We start from the raw sequence: 17,007 nt of genomic DNA on the forward strand, positions 1-17,007 counted from the left end.
GTTAAGCTCTCCCACGGGGATAATCCCCATGGCAGAGCTTAATCCGCTATTATTACAAAAATTCCTGGGGCTTTACTTTGTACAGTAACTATTTTGTCCACCTGGTTTACTGTCATTTTTTCCATATAGAAATTCCTTGTATCTTCATCATATCTTAAGACCTCAAGATTTTTACCATTGGATTTTTCAAAGGGTATATCAAGTATTATGCTGTCAAAACTAGAGTTTTTAGCTGTTGCCCTTATAAATTCTGACTTTACTGAGCTTCCAGCCAATTTTTTCTGTAGAGACTGCTTCAAGGCTTGATCTGCCCTTCCTAAAGTTAAAATTATCTCATCATCATCGGAACCTGAATCCAATCTTACATTATAAAAGTCTATATCTGCCCATTTAGACTTTGTCTTTAAAATTCCAATTTTGTCACTTTCATCTCCATCTATGACTATTTTCCTTACTAAAGTTTCTATTCCCATAAGATTATCTAAATCGAGCTCTAAATATTTGTCATCGGCATATTTCGATTTTAACATAACTGTATTTTCACTGACCTCTATATCCGCCCTTACTTCTCCAAGATCAACTTCATCAGAAATATATTCTTCATTGGGAATCCAGTCTCCTTCTTTAACTACACTAAATTCTCCATATAATTCTCTAACGTGATTCTCATCATTTTCAACATATATATTATATATACCAGGCTCTAGTCTATCTCTTCCATCGGGAAGATAAACCTCTAAATATCTGTTTCCATCTTCATTTTCCTTTATTTTTACACGCTCAGCTTCTATATCATTAAAATATACTTCTACATCCTCATAAAAATATTCTCCTGTAATTATAATGGGGTCATCCTCATCATAGTCTTCTACAACACTGCCTATGAATACATCGTTAACTAAAGGATTTGCCATTGTTGTAAAGCTCCATGTAATTATTTTATTGCCTTCGATGCTGTCAGAATAGGCTATAATATCTGAGGCTATGTTAACATTGTAGGTGGTTTGAGAATTTAACTGTTTTATGGGTACATGAAGATATACTTCCATTTTCTTTTCATTTTTTTCAAATATGTATTCTAAATATCTACTCTTTTTACCCTCTGATGCTTCCTTATCCTCCAATACATTAATCACTTTTCTTATGAAATCAATATTCAAAAGTGAAAGGCTGCTTCCCCTTGCTTTTATAGAAGTCCCTTCCATAAGTGCTTCAAGTCCAGTATATCTTGTTGTTCCATCGGAGGACTCAGAATGCCTTATATCCAGTTCTCCAGCTCCATCTCCATCAAAATCAATATCCTTAAAGGTTATTTTTAAGAAATATATATATTCTCCATCTATTTTCCTTTTGTTTATTTCATTTTCATCATACCATATATCAATATCCGATGGGTCTTTTTCTATTGGTTCAGGACTGCCCTTCGGGTTTATGATAAGTTCATCTGATTCAAGAGAAGCTCCATTATTAAAGTTTATATTGATATTAAGCTTTAACTCATCATTAATAGAACCAAACTCTTTTAAAAATTCACGTTTACTATCATCTCTTATTTTTACTTTTATGGTTGTTACATCCTGAAATTCAATATCTTCCAGGGATATGTTAACAACTTTAGTACCTTCTGCATTAGATATTGTTGCACCCTCTATGGCTTGTCTAAAATTATATCCCCTTATTAAGATTTCCCATGTTTCTTTTGAAATAGTTTCAATATCATTTTCATTATTTTCCAAGCTTAATATACCCATTGGCTGCTTACTATTGCTTTTTACCACAAAATCGAATTCCAACCTTGACAGGCTTTTCCCCGATCTGCTTTCAAATGTGCCACTTGGGATTTCCAGCTTATATCTTCGACCATAAACTAACTCTTGGCTTGGGTAAATATACAGCCTTGTGTGGTCCTCTCCATATTTAGGAAAATTTTTAACTGGGACTTGATCTATTCTATCTATTTCTATATCTGTCATTTTCCCACTATCTGTATACTTGTAATAATCAGCTAGTTTTATATCCTTTAAGCCTTCAAATAAATTTTCTTGAGCTTTAGGTATAATCTCACCCTTTATATCAATATATATCGGAGCGATTTTCCCATATTTAGGTGATTCAAAAAATGGTATTCCTTCTTGAAATTCATCAACTTTATACCCTGCCACACTTTCCCAGCTTACATCTAAATCTTTACTTGATTTTTTAGTCCAAAAGCTAAATTCTATATCCTTATCCAGATTATATCCCGATAAGTTTTCTATTGCTTCTTTATCTATGCTTATCTTATATTTGTTTAAATTATCTAAAGAATACTTAGGTGTTATCTTTAAGATTCTATATTCATTTTCATATTTGAGGATTTCTACATTCTTTATATCGAGTTTCTTTAATTGACTATTAATTTCATCCAGCTTATCAATATCATACATATGGATGTTACCACAGTCATAAAGTTTAAAGTAATTATTATCTGTTTCAAAATCCTTATCAAGCTTAATGGCTTTATCAAAGGCTATATAAATGCTTCCTGAGCTGTCCAAATTTGTTGAATCTATATCTGTTATATCATCTCTCAAGTAGGAGCTTGAGGAGTATGACACAGCCCTTGGACTTTCTCCACTACTTCCAGTGGTAAAGTTCAATACTATTTTTTCATTAAATAGTTTTTCATCCCCATCTACATCGAACTCTATGCTGTCTTCATCAATTATAAAAGTATAGGGTGTGTTTGATCTCAGCAGTCCATTTACATTTGTCTCATCATCCTTCAGGTCTATTAACAATGTTTTTTTATCAGAAGCTATGGATATTTCTGTATTTAAATTATCTAAAGCCACATACTCATCCTCATTATACATATCTCCAAGCCTAAGATGTATCTTATTTTCCTCCTGATTATCACTGCCAAAAAAACCTGTAAAATCTGTGGTTTTCAGGTTATATAAAAATTTTATCTTTATAGTAGGTTCTAAGCCTACATTCTCTTCACCATTTGATGGGCTGGTGCTTTCTACAGTTGTCTGAGCATTAGCTATTATTGGTAAAAAAATAAAAAGCATTATAAAAGCTGCTAAAAAAATCCTATAGTAATAAAGTTTTCTCCCCATATTGTTTTTGCTGAATTCTACCCTTTGGAAGATTACAGCTTTCCTCCCTCCGATGAAATAGTTGTGAAAATTTACTTAACTGAGCAAATTGCATAATTACCTTACTAAAAAATTATCTACTACATATAAACAACCATTAGAACCAATAAGGCTAATGGTGTCACAGCTATAAAATTTCCATAAGTCTCTTTAATATTATCATATATTTTACAAAATTTTTGTCAACTTTTCACATTTATACCTTAGCAAACCTTAGCAAATTGCATAGTTACTTTCTTGAAAATTATATATGAAAACAGGTTTACAGCATGAATGAAAAGGAAATAATTAAATTTTAAAGCTAGTTTTAATGTAAAACAATGTAGAATATTAGCATGATTATATATAATTTATCGTCAAAATCCTTTGATTTCTTTAGTCATAATTATAATGATTCTTTTTTCCTAATTTCTCCAAATTTATTTTTTTATCTTTCATTTTCAATAGGATTAGTGTATTCTATTGATATAAAGCAAAATTATACTTGGAGGTGCATAACTTTGAGAAACAAACTAATTATTATCCTCTTCTGCTTCTTTATTTTAGGTACTATATCAGCTTTTTCCGAAGAGAATGCAGTTTATAGTGATAAATATGTCCAACAATTGGAAAGGGAAATAGATAGTTTAAAATCAGAACTTAATTCTAAGAATAATAGAATCTACAGCCTAGAAACCAAATTATATGATAAGGACAACGAAATTTTGGAGCTCAAAAGAAGTGTAGAAAATTGGAAGGATCAGATTAATCTTTTATCTGAAGGTTCAAAGGATCAAAATACTAAAATAACCATACTTGAAGGTCAGCTGGAACAAAAGAATACTAAAATCTTAAACTTAGAAAGAAGTTTAACTGATAAGAATAACGAGATTAAGAATCTAAACAATGATTTAAATGAAAAGAATAATGAGATTAAAGCTCTTAAATCCAATATATCGGGTCAGGCTTCTAGAATAGATGCTTTAGAAGGAAATCTTGATGAAAAAGCCACAAAACTAGACAAATTGGAATCTGAACTGGTAGAAAAAGATATAGATATAAATAATTATACTTATCAATTGGACAAAGAATCTCTTCTAAAAAATAATTTGGATTACAAGACATCTCAATTGGAATTAGAGGTTGAGATTCTAAGGGATAAATATGCTGACGATAATGACGACGATGATGATGATGACAATGATTTAGAAGATATTGAGGATATGCTTGAGGATGACTATGACGAATATGAAGATGATGATGTAACCTTTGATTTCGATGATTTCCGCGTCTCTCAAAGGTCTAACGGAGATATTAGAGTTAAGCTGTACGGAGATAATTTTGATAAAAGAGATGAATGGAAGGATAGGGACAAATCAGAGTTTAGAGATTTTATAGAAGATTTATGTGATGATATAGATAAAGATTTTAATGAAGATATTATAGTTTATGTTTATGATGAAGATGATGATGAAGTCGCTGAATATGAATATGATCATAGAGACAACAAAATAAGCGATAGGGATGAATACTAAAATGAAAAGAGGGCCCAGAGCAGCATAGAAATTCGCTGCTTTGGGCCCTCGCTTTTTATATAAGTTTTCTTTCCACCATCTCAGTAACTATAAATGAAGCCACATGTTCTGCATAGGAACCCCTTGTAAAGCCCGCATCATAGCCCAGCTCCTTTGCCAGCTCGTGGCTTAGTCTCGGTCCCCCACAGGCTAAAACTATTTTGTCTCTCATTCCTTCTGCTTCCAAAAGCTCCACCAGCTCAGTCAAGTTTGGAATATGAACATCTTTTTGAGTTACTACCTGGGATACTATTATTGCATCGGCATCTACTTCTATTGCCTTTGCTATTAATTCTTCATTGGGAACTTGACTGCCAAGATTGTAGGCCTTTATTCCCTCGTATCTTTCAAGTCCATAGTGATGGTCATAACCCTTCATATTCATAATGGCATCTATTCCTACGGTATGGGCATCGGTTCCGGTACATGCCCCTACTATTGTTATATCCCTTTTTATATTTTCCCTTATAAATTCTTCAACTTCAGATTTATCCATTACTTCCACATCCACCTTTGGAACTTCAATATTTTTATAATCTACTGTGTGGATGCATTTTCCATATACAACAAACATTGTATAGCCTACACCAAGGTCCTCTGAGTGGGTAACCCTAGACTCTTCAAGCCCCATTTTGAGTGCAAGTCGTCTTGCTGCTTCCTCTGCCTCGGGTCCAATGGGAATGGGTAATGTAAAACTAAGCTGGGTCATTCCATCGTTTAATGTATCACCATAGGGCTTTACTCTTGTTAAATCTACATTTTGAACAGCCATTATCTCTCACCTCCCAGCATAAGGTCAACAAATGGATTAAAGTACTTTTCATCCTTAATTATAACTCCCTCAAGTCCCTTTCCACCGTTAAAGGACCTCTTAACTCCTGCAAGCTTTCCTTCCTCAATTATATTAAATAGTCCTTCATCTTCTATTTCCTCCAGCATATCAGCAGCCTTTGAAAGTACCTGAGCAGCTCTTTTTTGAATAATACCATCCTTCTTAAACTCTATTTCATCACCAAGATTCCTCATATTATTAAATATATATTTAGCATTTTCTATGGACAATGCCCTATCCTGTAAAAAAGGTGTATGAATTGCCTCGGTTAGCATACCTAAAAGCTGTAGGCTTTGTCCTGTCATTATAGCAACCATATTAAATAGTGCATCCTGAAGATGTCCCTTAAATATATTCCCTGTTTTAAATTTAGTTGGAGGCATATATTTAAGTGGAGCATCGGGGAATATCTCCCTTGCCATTTGAGCTTGGGCCAGCTCCCATAAAAATCCATTTTCTATATTGGGATTCATTTCAAAGGCGTGGCCAAGTCCCATTTGCTTTTCAGGAATTCCAGCCTTAAGGGCAAATTGCTCATTGATAAACTGGGAGGCCAAAACTGTATGGGCTTCTTCAACGGCATCGGAGGTAGTCAGATAGTTGTCTTCTCCTGTATTTATAATGATCCCCGCATATCCATTGATAACTCTAGAGAAAAACTGGTCAACAAGGGTTCTCTGCATGTTTATATCTCTAAAGAGTATTCCATACAGGGCATCGTTAAGCATTACATCTAGTCTTTCTATGGCTCCCATTGCGGCTATTTCCGGCATGCAAAGTCCTGAACAATAGTTGCAGAGTCTAATGTATCTTCCTACTTCCTTTCCAACCTCATCCAGGGCCTTTCTCATTATTCTGAAGTTCTCCTGAGTGGCATAGGTTCCTCCAAAGCCTTCGGTGGTTGGGCCATAGGGAACATAGTCTAAAAGACTTTGGGCTGTTGTTCTGATTACTGCAATTATATCGGCTCCCTGTCTTGCTGCTGCCTGGGCCTGCAGTACATCTTCATATATATTTCCCGTTGCAACTATTACATAAAGGTATGGCTTTTTCCCTTCACCGATATCCTTTATCAAGGCTTCTCTTTCTTCTCTATTTTCTCTGATTGTGGCAACCATATCTATTGCTAATTTTTGAATTTCCTCTTTAATTTTTTCTTCATCTGCTATTGGAAGCTTCATTATATCTAGCTGCCCTGTACTTATTTCCTCGGCTATCTCCTGGGGATTTTTCCTTGTGTTTGCTATGGCATTTCCTATCCAGTAGGCAGCCCCAGTTGAAAGTCCTCCACCCTCAGCGATATGGTCTACCACAACATTTGGAAGAGGTTTTTCAATATCATCTACTCCGTCTACTCCTAAAAGTCTTACTACTGTCCTTTCAACGGTTACAGTAGTATGTTTCTCTATGAACCTCTGCATATCCTCGGCAATATTCCTTGCAGAGCCTCTGGCTTTTTCGATTAGTCCTTTATCTAGATTTAATTTATTTTGCATCATTCACACCCCCGTGATTTAATTCATTATTCACTACTGATTAATATTTCTTCCGCATCCTTTAGTATTTCTTCGTTTAGTCCCATAAGTCTCGATATGTTTATGGCGTCCTTTGGCACTTCCTTTATGTCTTTGATTTCCCTTAGTCTATAATCCATATAGTAATGAAGCATATCTATGGACTTTTCTTCACCCTTTATTTTTTCAGTTATTTCATCCCAATCCTTAACCGATAGTCCCCGCACCTGAAGGTGTTTTACTTCCCTTTCATCGGCTAGGCCGTCAAAATGGGTTGTTATTACTGTTATTGTATTTTTGTTTTTCAGGTGATTTATTATTGCCTTTGAAATTGCATAGCCTTCCTTTGGGTTTGTTCCCCTGGCCAATTCATCAATTAATATGAGTCCCTTCTGATCAGCATCCTTTATGGCTTCCTTTATTTTTAATATCTCACCACCAAAGGTACTGAGTCCCTTATCGGCGGACTGCATATCCCCCATTGAAAAGAATATATATTTTTTAAGTGATAATTTCATTTCCTCGGCAGGTACAAACATTCCATACTGGGCCATGGCTAAAAGGAGCCCTATAGTTTTTAGGGCTATTGTCTTTCCTCCCATATTTGCACCGGTTATACATGTAACACCTTTATTTAGCTCAAGGGTAAGGGGGGTAAATTCTCTTCCTGTTTTTCTAAGATTTTGTTCTACTTTAATGTTCCGACCATTCAGTATATATATGCTATTTTTATCTATTATCTCCGGTCTTTTTCCTTTGAATCCAATGGCATGGTATCCTTTACTGACAAGCAGATCCAGTTTACCTATGGCATCTATTCTTCTACTTATATCCTTAATATATTTTCTTATCTCCTGACTTAGAAATTTTCTAACTTCAAATTCCTCTTCTTCCTCTAAAAGCTTTAATTCCTGAAGCCTTTCATTATATTTGTCTATATCTAAAGTATTTATCGTCTTAAAGGTTATATTCATATATGTTTCCAAGCTATATGTTAAAAATTCATATGCTTTAAATTTATCGATTAATTCTTCATCATTCTTATTTATTGTGATTTCTCCGTTGGGCCTTAACTTTACATTTAAATCCTCTTCTACTCTCTTTTTTAGCTTTCTTCTTTCCCTGATGATTTTACTTTCTATATCTCTAATTTCCCGTCTTATCATGGCAAGCTTTTTAGAATAGTCATCATATATATAGAAGGTACTGGATTTGACCCCACTGGGATTAAATAAATTCTCCAAATATGGTATAGGCATAGGTCTTATATCCTCAGGGATAGTCCACTTTAGCTTGTTTAACCTTTCATTTAATGCCTTTAAAATATTTATAAATCCCTTTATTTCAAAGAGCTCTGTAGTACTTAATATTTCACCTTCATCTACTCTTTTAAAGGTCATCCTCAAGTCCTTGATTTGCTTAAAGGAGCTTCTCATTTCTATAAAATCATATCTCTGTCTTTCTATAAGCCTTACAATATTTTCTACTCTATCCAGTTCCTTTGTCAGCTTATCCTTTTCCTTAAATTCATATGGTCTCATGGCCTTTTTATAGGCTTCTCCATATGGAGTATATACATTAAGATTATCGAAAACAAAATTTAAATCTATATTTTTTTCAGTATCCCCTGATATATAAATTATAAACACCCCCACCCTTTATTTTACAAATTGCTCATCATAACATCTATAACAGGTACCGGGTTTAAAACTCTTTTCATTTTATCCATAAACTCCCCTGGAGAAAAATAGTAACCAAGGGGAGAATATGGGTTTATGGTTACTGCCAATATATTGATTTTTTCCATAACCTTAATATTAACTCCAACCTTCTCAAAATACAGCCAATCTTTATAATTAATAAATATTTTTGTTGCATCATTTACAACGAATGTAACATTTTTAAAAAGCTTAGTTGATGTAACTATATCCTTTAATGTTTTTGTAACTAGGGATCCCCTTATAATAACGTATTTTGTATCCTTTTTAAGGGCAGCAGCTATTTCCCTTCCAAAACCAAGGGCTGTTTTTATATTTAAAGCCTCTATTTCATATTCATTGTTAACTATATACATAGTTTTGTCTTTTAAAATCTTCTGATTTATTTTTTCAAGCCTATTATCTTCAATTTCCTCTATATTAAACATATTTACCTGATGGGCGGTTTTCTCTATTACTTTATCCATGCTTCTACTCAAAACTGCACCTGTGGCCAGTATTGTGGCCTGTGTAATCCCTGGACAAGCTGAGGTTATTCTGTCTAATGCTCCATCGACTATAATTATACTGGCTCCATAATGGAGCATTCTATCTGCAACTCTTTTTACATCCCTATTGGTACAGGGCCCGGCTATCTGAACATAGCCCGATGAAAGGGCTCTAGCTATTACCACCCTTCCAAGGGAGGTATTGTGATCTGTTATTTCGAGGATTTCAAGATTAGCTTCACAAACCTTAAAGATTTCCTCTGCAGTTGCAATTATAGTGCCGGAATTAATGTAGATGAGAGGCTTTTCAGTAAATGTAACTACATCCTGCTTTTCTCCATCTCGTCCTATAGATGTAATTCCAAGCTTTAAATTGCTGTCTAGGGCTTCTTCAATTAATTCATTTAAGGTTACAGTTTTTCCGGAGTTTTTGGCCATCCCCACTACCGACACTATACTGTGCCTATCTTTTATTAAATCAAGCAGCTGCATTGCAAATCCCCCTGTGTTAATTATTAATTATTCACTATTCACTATTCGTGATGTACTCTTTTATGTCTTTCTAAATCAGATGGTTCTAGTGCAAGATTATTTCCCTGAAGCAGTCCAGCTACACCGGTGTTCTTATGCTGATTTTCTCCTCTACATACAGGACATGAACATTTTTCTTCATATCTTTTCGGTTCTGTGTAGGTTGTAATAACTCCTTCGTAATTCCTGAGTATAACCTTATTGGGTGATTGGGAAATTACATAGTTTGGCATAACTGGTATTTTCCCTCCTCCACCGGGAGCATCCACAACAAAGGTTGGTACAGCATAGCCTGATGTATGGCCTCTAAGGGCTTCTATGATTTCTATCCCCTTTGAAACTGGGGTTCTAAAGTGCTCGATTCCTGCAGATAAATCACATTGATAGATATAATAGGGTCTTACCCTTATTTTAACTAGGTCATGAACCAATTTTTTCATTACATGAACACAATCGTTTATGCCCCTTAAAAGAACTGATTGATTTCCCAGGGGTATTCCTGCATCGGCCATTAGCTCACATGCTTTTTTAGTTTCGGGAGTTATTTCCTTTGAATGATTAAAATGTGTATTCAGCCAAATTGGATGGTATTTTTTAAGCATATTTACAAGATTCGGTGTGATTCTTTGGGGGAGAACAACTGGAGTCCTTGAGCCTAGCCTTATTATTTCTACATGGGGTATTTCCCTAAGCTTCTTTATAATATATTCAAGTCTTTCATCGGATACCAATAGGCAGTCTCCACCTGATAATAATACGTCTCTAACCACTGGAGTATTTCTTATATATTCTATTGCCCTATCTATATTTTCCAGTGGACTTTCGTCATCTTTTTGTCCTGCAAATCTTCTTCTTGTGCAATGACGGCAGTACATTGAACACATATCTGTTATGAGAAATAATACTCTGTCGGGATATCTATGGGTAAGTCCTGGAACAGGGGAGTCAGTATCTTCGTGTAATGGATCGTCCAGGTCAGCGTCACTTATATATGTTTCATACAGTGTAGGAACTGCCTGCTTTCTAATTGGACAGTTAGGGTCATCCTTTTCCATTAATGCTGCATAATAGGGGGTAATTCCCATTCTCAATTTTTTAAGGGCTTTGTTTATTCCCTCTTCTTCCTCCGGTGTAATATTGATAACCTTCTTTAAGTCCTCCACTGTAGTAATTCTGTTTCTAACCTGCCAGTGCCAGTCATTCCACTGCTGGTCAGTAACATCTTTCCATAGTTCTATTTCAGAATAATGTCTCATTAATTTACCACTCCCATTTTTTTGGTTTTTAGGCATAAAGCTTTTCATACAATTCTCTAAGCTCTTTACTTTCTCTCATGATTTCCAGTGATATTTTTGCATGTCCTTTAGTGTATCCGTTTCCTATTATCATCCTTGTATCCATTCCAACTCCTTCAGCTCCAAGGGCCGCCTTTGTAAAGCTTGTTGCCATGCTGAAGAAATAAATAAGTCCATCATCTTTTGTTGCCAATATACTTGACATTTCTGTATTTGGAATATTTACGCAATTAATGGTTACATCGGCCATCTTGCCGCCTGTTATTTCCTTTACTTTTTCCATAATCTCCACAGATTTTGTTGCATCGGCTATTATATATTCATCTGCAAGACCTACTTTTTTGACTCTGTTTACACTTTCTTCCCTAGTTCCTAAGCATATAACCTTTCCAGTTATACCTGCCCTTTTCTTTGCTTCATAAAGGCACAGCATTCCTGATTTTCCTGTTCCTCCTATTACAAATACTGTATCTCCCGGCTTAACCAATTTTGCAGTCTGGGCAGGTGCTCCTGCAACATCTAATACCGATAATGCAAGATTTTCAGGCATATCCTTTGGTATTACAGCATATATGCCGCTTTCAAATAAAATTGCCTTTCCCTCTACATCTACTTGATCGACATTCTTTCTCACCTCTTTTATTTTATCAATCCTAAGTGGTGTAAGGGATAAGGAAACTAAGGTTGCAATCTTATCTCCTACCTTTAAGTCTGTTTTACCCTCTAGGGCTGGACCAATTTTTTCTATAGTTCCTATAAGCATTCCTCCAGAACCAGTCGTAGGGTTATGATGCTTACCTCTTTTTTCTACTATACCAAGCATTATTTCTTTGATTTTTTCCACCTCTCCATTTGCTTCCTCCTTTATTTGAGTAAAGCTTGCAGAGTCAATATTAAGAGTTTGTACATCAATAAGTATTTCGTTATCATAGATATTCATATCGTTGTCAATTTTCCATGCCGGCTGAGGTAATGTGCCCTTTGGCTCAATTACTCTATGTGTTCCAAATTTACATCCTTTTTTCATCTTTTCATACCCCCATACTTTATTCTTTCATTATAGAATATTATTTATTTGAAGAAATTTTATTTATAAAAAGGGAAAAAGCAGGTTTATAAAAATCACTCAAATGAAATATTAAAACTCTCTAGTGTATAAATTAACTGTTTTGCTGGAATATTTATAAAGATAAAATTTCTTCCTTTTTCTCTTATATAATGCAAATATTATGCCATATCTTTTTGGGATTGAATTTAAATTTGTTATTAAGGCTAAAACGGGATTTTGAAAGGTCTTGAGATTAGAAATTATCTCTTTTACTGGTAGTCTTGTGCCGAATTCTAGGCACCTTATATATATGACTATAGGAGGTTTATTATTACATAGGGAGCTAGTCTTAGTGGGCTGTCAAAAATATTTTCCACTAAGTTTCCCTGGGCTATAGGTGATTATCCAGGAACTGTCCCCCGTGGTTACAAAATGTATTTCTTTATTTTATACTGTAGTGTCTGTCTTGGAATTCCGAGCAGTGATGCAGCTTGGCTTATATTATTATTAGTTTCCTTGAGGGCATTTTTAATCATTTGCTTTTCCAAATTTTCAAGGGCATCCTTTAGAGGAAGTTTTTCTCTTACTGCCTCTGTACTTATTCCATGATAAAATTTTATCAAATTTTTAGGAAGGTCTCCTACTGTTATTATGTCTTTGTCGATAATATTCATAGCTCCTTCTATAACATGCTCCAGCTCCCTCACATTGCCTGGCCAGCTGTAGCTTTGAAAAATAGAAGCAACTTCTCCAGATATACCCTTGATATTTCTATTGAGTATATTATTATATTTTTTTATGAAATGTTCTGTCAAAAGGGGAATGTCTTCTTTTCTGTCCTTTAAATCAGGTATTCCTATGGAGACTGCATTTATTCTATAGTATAGGTCCTTTCTTAAAAGCCCTTCTTCCACTGCTTCCTCGGGAGGGATATTGGTTGCAGCAATAACCCTGACATTTACCTTCTTTGTTTTTATGTCTCCAAGTCTTCTGATTCTATGCTCCTGAAGAACCCTCAAAAGCTTTGCCTGAAGCTGGATAGGCATTGAGTTTATTTCGTCCAGGAACAATGTTCCCCCGTGGGCAAGTTCAAAAAGCCCAGGTCTGTCATCGGCATCTGTAAAGCTTCCTTTAACTGTTCCAAACAATATGCCTTCAAGTAAATTTGCCGGTAATGCTGCACAGTTTTGAGCAACAAAGGATTTTCCTGCTCTTCCTGCATTGTGTATTGCCTGCACCAGAAGTTCTTTACCAGTACCAGTATCACCATAAATAAGTATGGGTGATGGACTGGGTGCTGCCTTCATAGCTATGGACTTTATCCTTAGAATTTCCTTACTATGACCAATTATATCTTTAAAGGAAAAGCTTACTTCATCATCATATATGTTTTTTTCGTCTCTGCCACCATATATCTTATTCTGCAGGTCTATTACCTTCTCCGATAAAGCCTTGACGTCTGTAATATTTCGTGATATTTCTATGGCTCCAATAATTCTTCCATTTATTTTTATAGGTAAGGTGGAGTTTATTGTCGTGATTTTCTTCCCCTTATAATTGATGAAGGACTGCTCTATATTAAATAGGGGGATGCCGACTTTAAGGACTTGAAATAGAGTGCTGGTCTGCTCTTGCAAAGATGGGTATATATCAAATACGTGTTTCCCTATTACATCTTCTTTATTAATGTCATCTAAAATTGCAGCCATTTTATTACAGTAGACTATATTCCCTTTTTTGTCTATTATCTGAATTCCATCGCTAACAAAATCTAAAATTTTCTCTATGTTTTTTCCATTTAATAGATTATTCATAAGCTCTTCCTCCATATGCCAATTTTTCAGCAGCAATCGCCCAAAATTCATCACAAAGGTCGCAGCAAAAGGGTCTAATGACCCTAAGCTTAGAACTTTGAACTTAGGACTTAGAACTGTATTTTCACATTTTCTCATACAGGGGCAGTTCCAATATTCCTAATATTTCTTTTAATATTATTTTAAAGCTGTCCAGCAACTTTAATAGGGTCATTAGCTTTTCTCTGTTTAATTGTCTAAACACTATAGTGGAATTTATCTCATAGAAGATTTGGCATAATTCATTGGCATATTTTATTAGTCTATAGGGCTGGTTTTGATTTATTGAATCTATTAATGCATCTTTAAAGCCCGTCATTTTTTTTATGATTTTCTCTTCTAAGGGATTGTCCAAAAGCTCCTTTTTAATATTTTCTATATTCCCTATGTCTATTCCTTCTTTTTTTAATGTGCTTATCACTGAAGATATTCTATTATATGGATATTGAATATACCTTAAATAGTCCGTAGTTAATTCCATATTTATTTCATTGGCTATTGCTTTATTACATAGAGTATATTTGATTCTATGAAACCCTATTTCCTCTATTAAATCAGTTAAAGTAATTTTATCTATTACAAATCCATTTTTCAGTATCCTTACACCTTCTATAATTGATCTGTCTTTATCAATGCCTCTAAATACCCCTTGATAGGGGGAAGCAGAAAATGTAATGCCTTCACTTAGTTCTCTTTCATTCAAACTTATTTCCACATCTTTAAAGTTTGACAGTAGATACCTGGTATTTATATCACTATCATAATCCTTTACCATTAATATTTTCCTTGCTTTATATCCTACAAAGTTGTATATGTTTCCTAAATAATACATATTCATAAAGCCTCTAAAGTTTTGGATATCCCAAATATCCCTAATTCTATCGGTCACCATTATTAACTTTATATCCTTTTTTGTATTATTAAATCTCTTAAAGTCTCCATTTTCTACTGATATAAGATTTTCCTTTATCATGTTTTCTTCCTTTAAATAGAAGTTAATAAAACCAGGGTCCATAACTTCTATGTTTTTAATAAAACTGTATTTTGGAAGAAGCCTATTCTTTATATCATCTCCTAGTTCATAGCCCTTCATATTTACCCTTTTAGCTAATTTCATGGCAATGTTAGAAGAAAAATCTCCATATTCCCTATTTTTAGGGATGTTTATATCTATATCTTCCGTGTTTAATGATATATCTACTGCTTCTTTTACAGCTTGTATTAAAATACTTTTCAGCTTTTGTTTAATTTTTCATCACCCCTTTCTAGAAAGAAGTTCTAAGTGGCAAGTTCTAAGTTCTAAGCTTAAGGTCATTCTTTCATGTCTTTAAAAACCTAAGAAATTGAACTAAAAACTTTGAACTTAGAACTCTTTTACATAATTTCTATATCCAGCTTATTAGTGCCTTCCGAAAGCCCCTGAAGGCTTATACGATATTCTAAGGATATCTTTCTCTTTTCCTTTTCGTCCATTTCTAGATCTAGTTTTTTTGTAAGTATTTCCATTCTAAAATTGCCGTAGGGTGTACTGTAATTTGATACATGTCTTTTGCCCTTTTCAAATACTAATTTTGATGTTGCTCTGCCAAATCTTTTCAGCTCAACTTTGTCATCTGTAATCTTTAAGGTGGTGGTACAACCCTCCATTCCAGATAACTCCGATTCCTCATAAACTAAATATCTGGCGTTGTCCTTATCATAATATTTTCCCTCGGTTATGAGTTCTATAACATCCTCATTATTTCCTACAGGGTTTTGGGTCCCTTTTATCTTTAGCATTACATTTTTCATTTGTTTCACCTCCATCTTAGGCTTTATCACCTTTTTTCCCTTTATATCTCTCTAATGCCAATTGTATTAATTTATCCACAAGCTCATTATATGAAACTCCCGTTTCCTGCCATAATAATGGATACATACTGTATTTAGTAAAACCTGGCATTGTATTTATCTCATTTATATATACCTCATTAGTTTCTTTTTCTAGGAAAAAATCTACCCTTGCCAGTCCTGCGCATCCTAAAGCTTTATAGGCAGTTAAGGCCATCTTTCTTATTTCATCGGATTTATCCTTTGGAATACCGGCTGGAATTATCAGTTTTGATTTGCCATCATCAAAATATTTAGCCTTGTAATCATAAAATTCGTTGGATGGCACAATTTCTCCTACAACCGATGCCTTAGGATTATCATTTCCCAATACTCCACATTCTATCTCTCTGCAATTTATATTTTTTTCAATCAATATCTTTCTATCGTGTTTTGCAGCTTCATTCAGCCCCTGTATCAGTTCATCTCTGCTACGGGCCTTTGTAATACCTACACTGGAACCAAGATTTACTGGTTTAATGAAAACAGGATATGAAAATTGTTCTTCTATTATTTTAACATAATCATCCATATGGGTTTTTAACTTATGCCTTAGTGCCACAAAATACTCAACAACATTCAGCCCCTCAAGTTCAAACATTTTTTTAGCATAGACCTTATCCATACACATAGCTGATGACAGCACTTCTGCACCAACATATGGTATATCAGCCATTTCTAAAAGCCCTTGTATAGTTCCATCTTCACCATATGGCCCATGAAGTACTGGAAATACAACGTCAATCTTCTTTTCCAGTCCAGGAGGAACTACACCCTGCATTTGATTTTCTTTTTTCCCAATGGGAATAATTGAAAAAACATTTTCTTTAGGTTTATCATGCAATAGTTTATTTGATATACCTTCCCACTCACCATTTTCTATCTTCTCTATAGGTCCATTATATATCATCCAATTCCCTTCTTTTGTTATACCTATGGGAATTACATTATACTTCTCTTTATCTATGGCTCTAATTATGGAAGTAGCGGACATAAGTGATACTTCATGCTCCGCTGATTTTCCACCAAATATGATACCAACATTTACTTTTTTATTCATTCTATTTATAATACCTCCAATTTTAAGTTTCACTAATATATTCTTATTCTATAATTATTAAATTTATTATTCAAATGTTTTTTTATAAAACAAAAAAACAAGG

General features: G+C 34.3%; 12 protein-coding genes. 1 reads left to right on the forward strand and 11 read right to left on the reverse strand.

Annotation, left to right across the window (positions count from 1 at the left end; translation table 11 throughout):
- Nucleotides 1–38: 38 nt before the first annotated feature.
- A complete protein-coding gene (locus tag B5X81_RS07700; RefSeq protein WP_079490684.1) occupies nt 39–3,104 on the reverse strand; it encodes a hypothetical protein in 3,066 nt (1,021 codons plus the stop codon).
- Nucleotides 3,105–3,643: 539 nt separating this feature from the next.
- Here B5X81_RS07700 and B5X81_RS07705 point away from each other — a divergent pair.
- Nucleotides 3,644–4,657 carry a coiled-coil domain-containing protein gene (locus B5X81_RS07705; RefSeq protein ID WP_079490685.1) on the forward strand — a complete coding sequence of 338 codons (1,014 nt, stop codon included), beginning with the start codon at nt 3,644–3,646 and terminating at the stop codon, nt 4,655–4,657.
- Between the two features lie 55 nt (nt 4,658–4,712).
- On the opposite strand, the gene kamE is transcribed toward B5X81_RS07705, so the two are convergent.
- The 10 genes from kamE to B5X81_RS07755 form a co-directional block, all read right to left on the reverse strand.
- Entirely contained in the window at nt 4,713–5,468 is a 756-nt protein-coding gene (gene kamE / locus B5X81_RS07710; protein WP_079490687.1) for a lysine 5,6-aminomutase subunit beta, read from the reverse strand.
- Nucleotides 5,468–7,024: a lysine 5,6-aminomutase subunit alpha gene (gene kamD / locus B5X81_RS07715; RefSeq protein ID WP_079490688.1), complete on the reverse strand. Its 1,557-nt coding sequence runs from the start codon at nt 7,022–7,024 to the stop codon at nt 5,468–5,470. The genes kamE and kamD overlap by 1 nt, the downstream gene beginning before the upstream one ends.
- Nucleotides 7,025–7,050: 26 nt before the next feature.
- Entirely contained in the window at nt 7,051–8,691 is a 1,641-nt protein-coding gene (gene kamC / locus B5X81_RS07720; RefSeq protein WP_079490690.1) for a lysine 5,6-aminomutase reactivase ATPase KamC, read from the reverse strand.
- 14 nt (nt 8,692–8,705) lie between these two features.
- A complete protein-coding gene (gene kamB / locus B5X81_RS07725; protein ID WP_079490691.1) occupies nt 8,706–9,740 on the reverse strand; it encodes a lysine 5,6-aminomutase reactivase subunit KamB in 1,035 nt (344 codons plus the stop codon).
- A gap of 41 nt (nt 9,741–9,781) precedes the next feature.
- Complete coding sequence (gene kamA / locus B5X81_RS07730; protein ID WP_079490835.1) at nt 9,782–11,035, reverse strand: lysine 2,3-aminomutase; 1,254 nt, start codon at nt 11,033–11,035, stop codon at nt 9,782–9,784.
- 28 nt (nt 11,036–11,063) lie between these two features.
- On the reverse strand, nt 11,064–12,101 hold the full coding sequence (gene kdd, locus B5X81_RS07735) for an L-erythro-3,5-diaminohexanoate dehydrogenase (protein WP_079490693.1): 1,038 nt from the start codon (nt 12,099–12,101) through the stop codon (nt 11,064–11,066).
- Between the two features lie 446 nt (nt 12,102–12,547).
- A complete protein-coding gene (locus tag B5X81_RS07740; protein ID WP_244282027.1) occupies nt 12,548–14,074 on the reverse strand; it encodes a sigma-54 interaction domain-containing protein in 1,527 nt (508 codons plus the stop codon).
- Nucleotides 14,061–15,224, reverse strand: a complete 1,164-nt coding sequence (locus B5X81_RS07745; RefSeq protein ID WP_330397356.1) for a DALR anticodon-binding domain-containing protein — start codon at nt 15,222–15,224, stop codon at nt 14,061–14,063. The genes B5X81_RS07740 and B5X81_RS07745 overlap by 14 nt, the downstream gene beginning before the upstream one ends.
- 125 nt (nt 15,225–15,349) lie before the next feature.
- A complete protein-coding gene (locus tag B5X81_RS07750; RefSeq protein WP_079490697.1) occupies nt 15,350–15,766 on the reverse strand; it encodes a DUF1934 domain-containing protein in 417 nt (138 codons plus the stop codon).
- Between the two features lie 16 nt (nt 15,767–15,782).
- Nucleotides 15,783–16,904: a D-alanine--D-alanine ligase gene (locus B5X81_RS07755; protein WP_079490699.1), complete on the reverse strand. Its 1,122-nt coding sequence runs from the start codon at nt 16,902–16,904 to the stop codon at nt 15,783–15,785.
- Between the last annotated feature and the right edge of the window lie 103 nt (nt 16,905–17,007).

Source organism: Maledivibacter halophilus (assembly GCF_900167445.1).
GTDB lineage: Bacteria > Bacillota > Clostridia > Peptostreptococcales > Caminicellaceae > Maledivibacter > Maledivibacter halophilus.

Bases quoted from the DNA above. Each gene is read 5' to 3' on its own strand.
- B5X81_RS07700 (WP_079490684.1), bottom strand. From the start codon at position 3,104: ATGGGGAGAAAACTTTATTACTATAGGATTTTTTTAGCAGCTTTTATA.
- kamE (WP_079490687.1), bottom strand. From the start codon at position 5,468: ATGGCTGTTCAAAATGTAGATTTAACAAGAGTAAAGCCCTATGGTGAT.
- kamD (WP_079490688.1), bottom strand. From the start codon at position 7,024: ATGCAAAATAAATTAAATCTAGATAAAGGACTAATCGAAAAAGCCAGA.
- kamB (WP_079490691.1), bottom strand. From the start codon at position 9,740: ATGCAGCTGCTTGATTTAATAAAAGATAGGCACAGTATAGTGTCGGTA.
- kamA (WP_079490835.1), bottom strand. From the start codon at position 11,035: ATGAGACATTATTCTGAAATAGAACTATGGAAAGATGTTACTGACCAG.
- kdd (WP_079490693.1), bottom strand. From the start codon at position 12,101: ATGAAAAAAGGATGTAAATTTGGAACACATAGAGTAATTGAGCCAAAG.
- B5X81_RS07740 (WP_244282027.1), bottom strand. From the start codon at position 14,074: ATGAGAAAATGTGAAAATACAGTTCTAAGTCCTAAGTTCAAAGTTCTA.
- B5X81_RS07750 (WP_079490697.1), bottom strand. From the start codon at position 15,766: ATGAAAAATGTAATGCTAAAGATAAAAGGGACCCAAAACCCTGTAGGA.
- B5X81_RS07755 (WP_079490699.1), bottom strand. From the start codon at position 16,904: ATGAATAAAAAAGTAAATGTTGGTATCATATTTGGTGGAAAATCAGCG.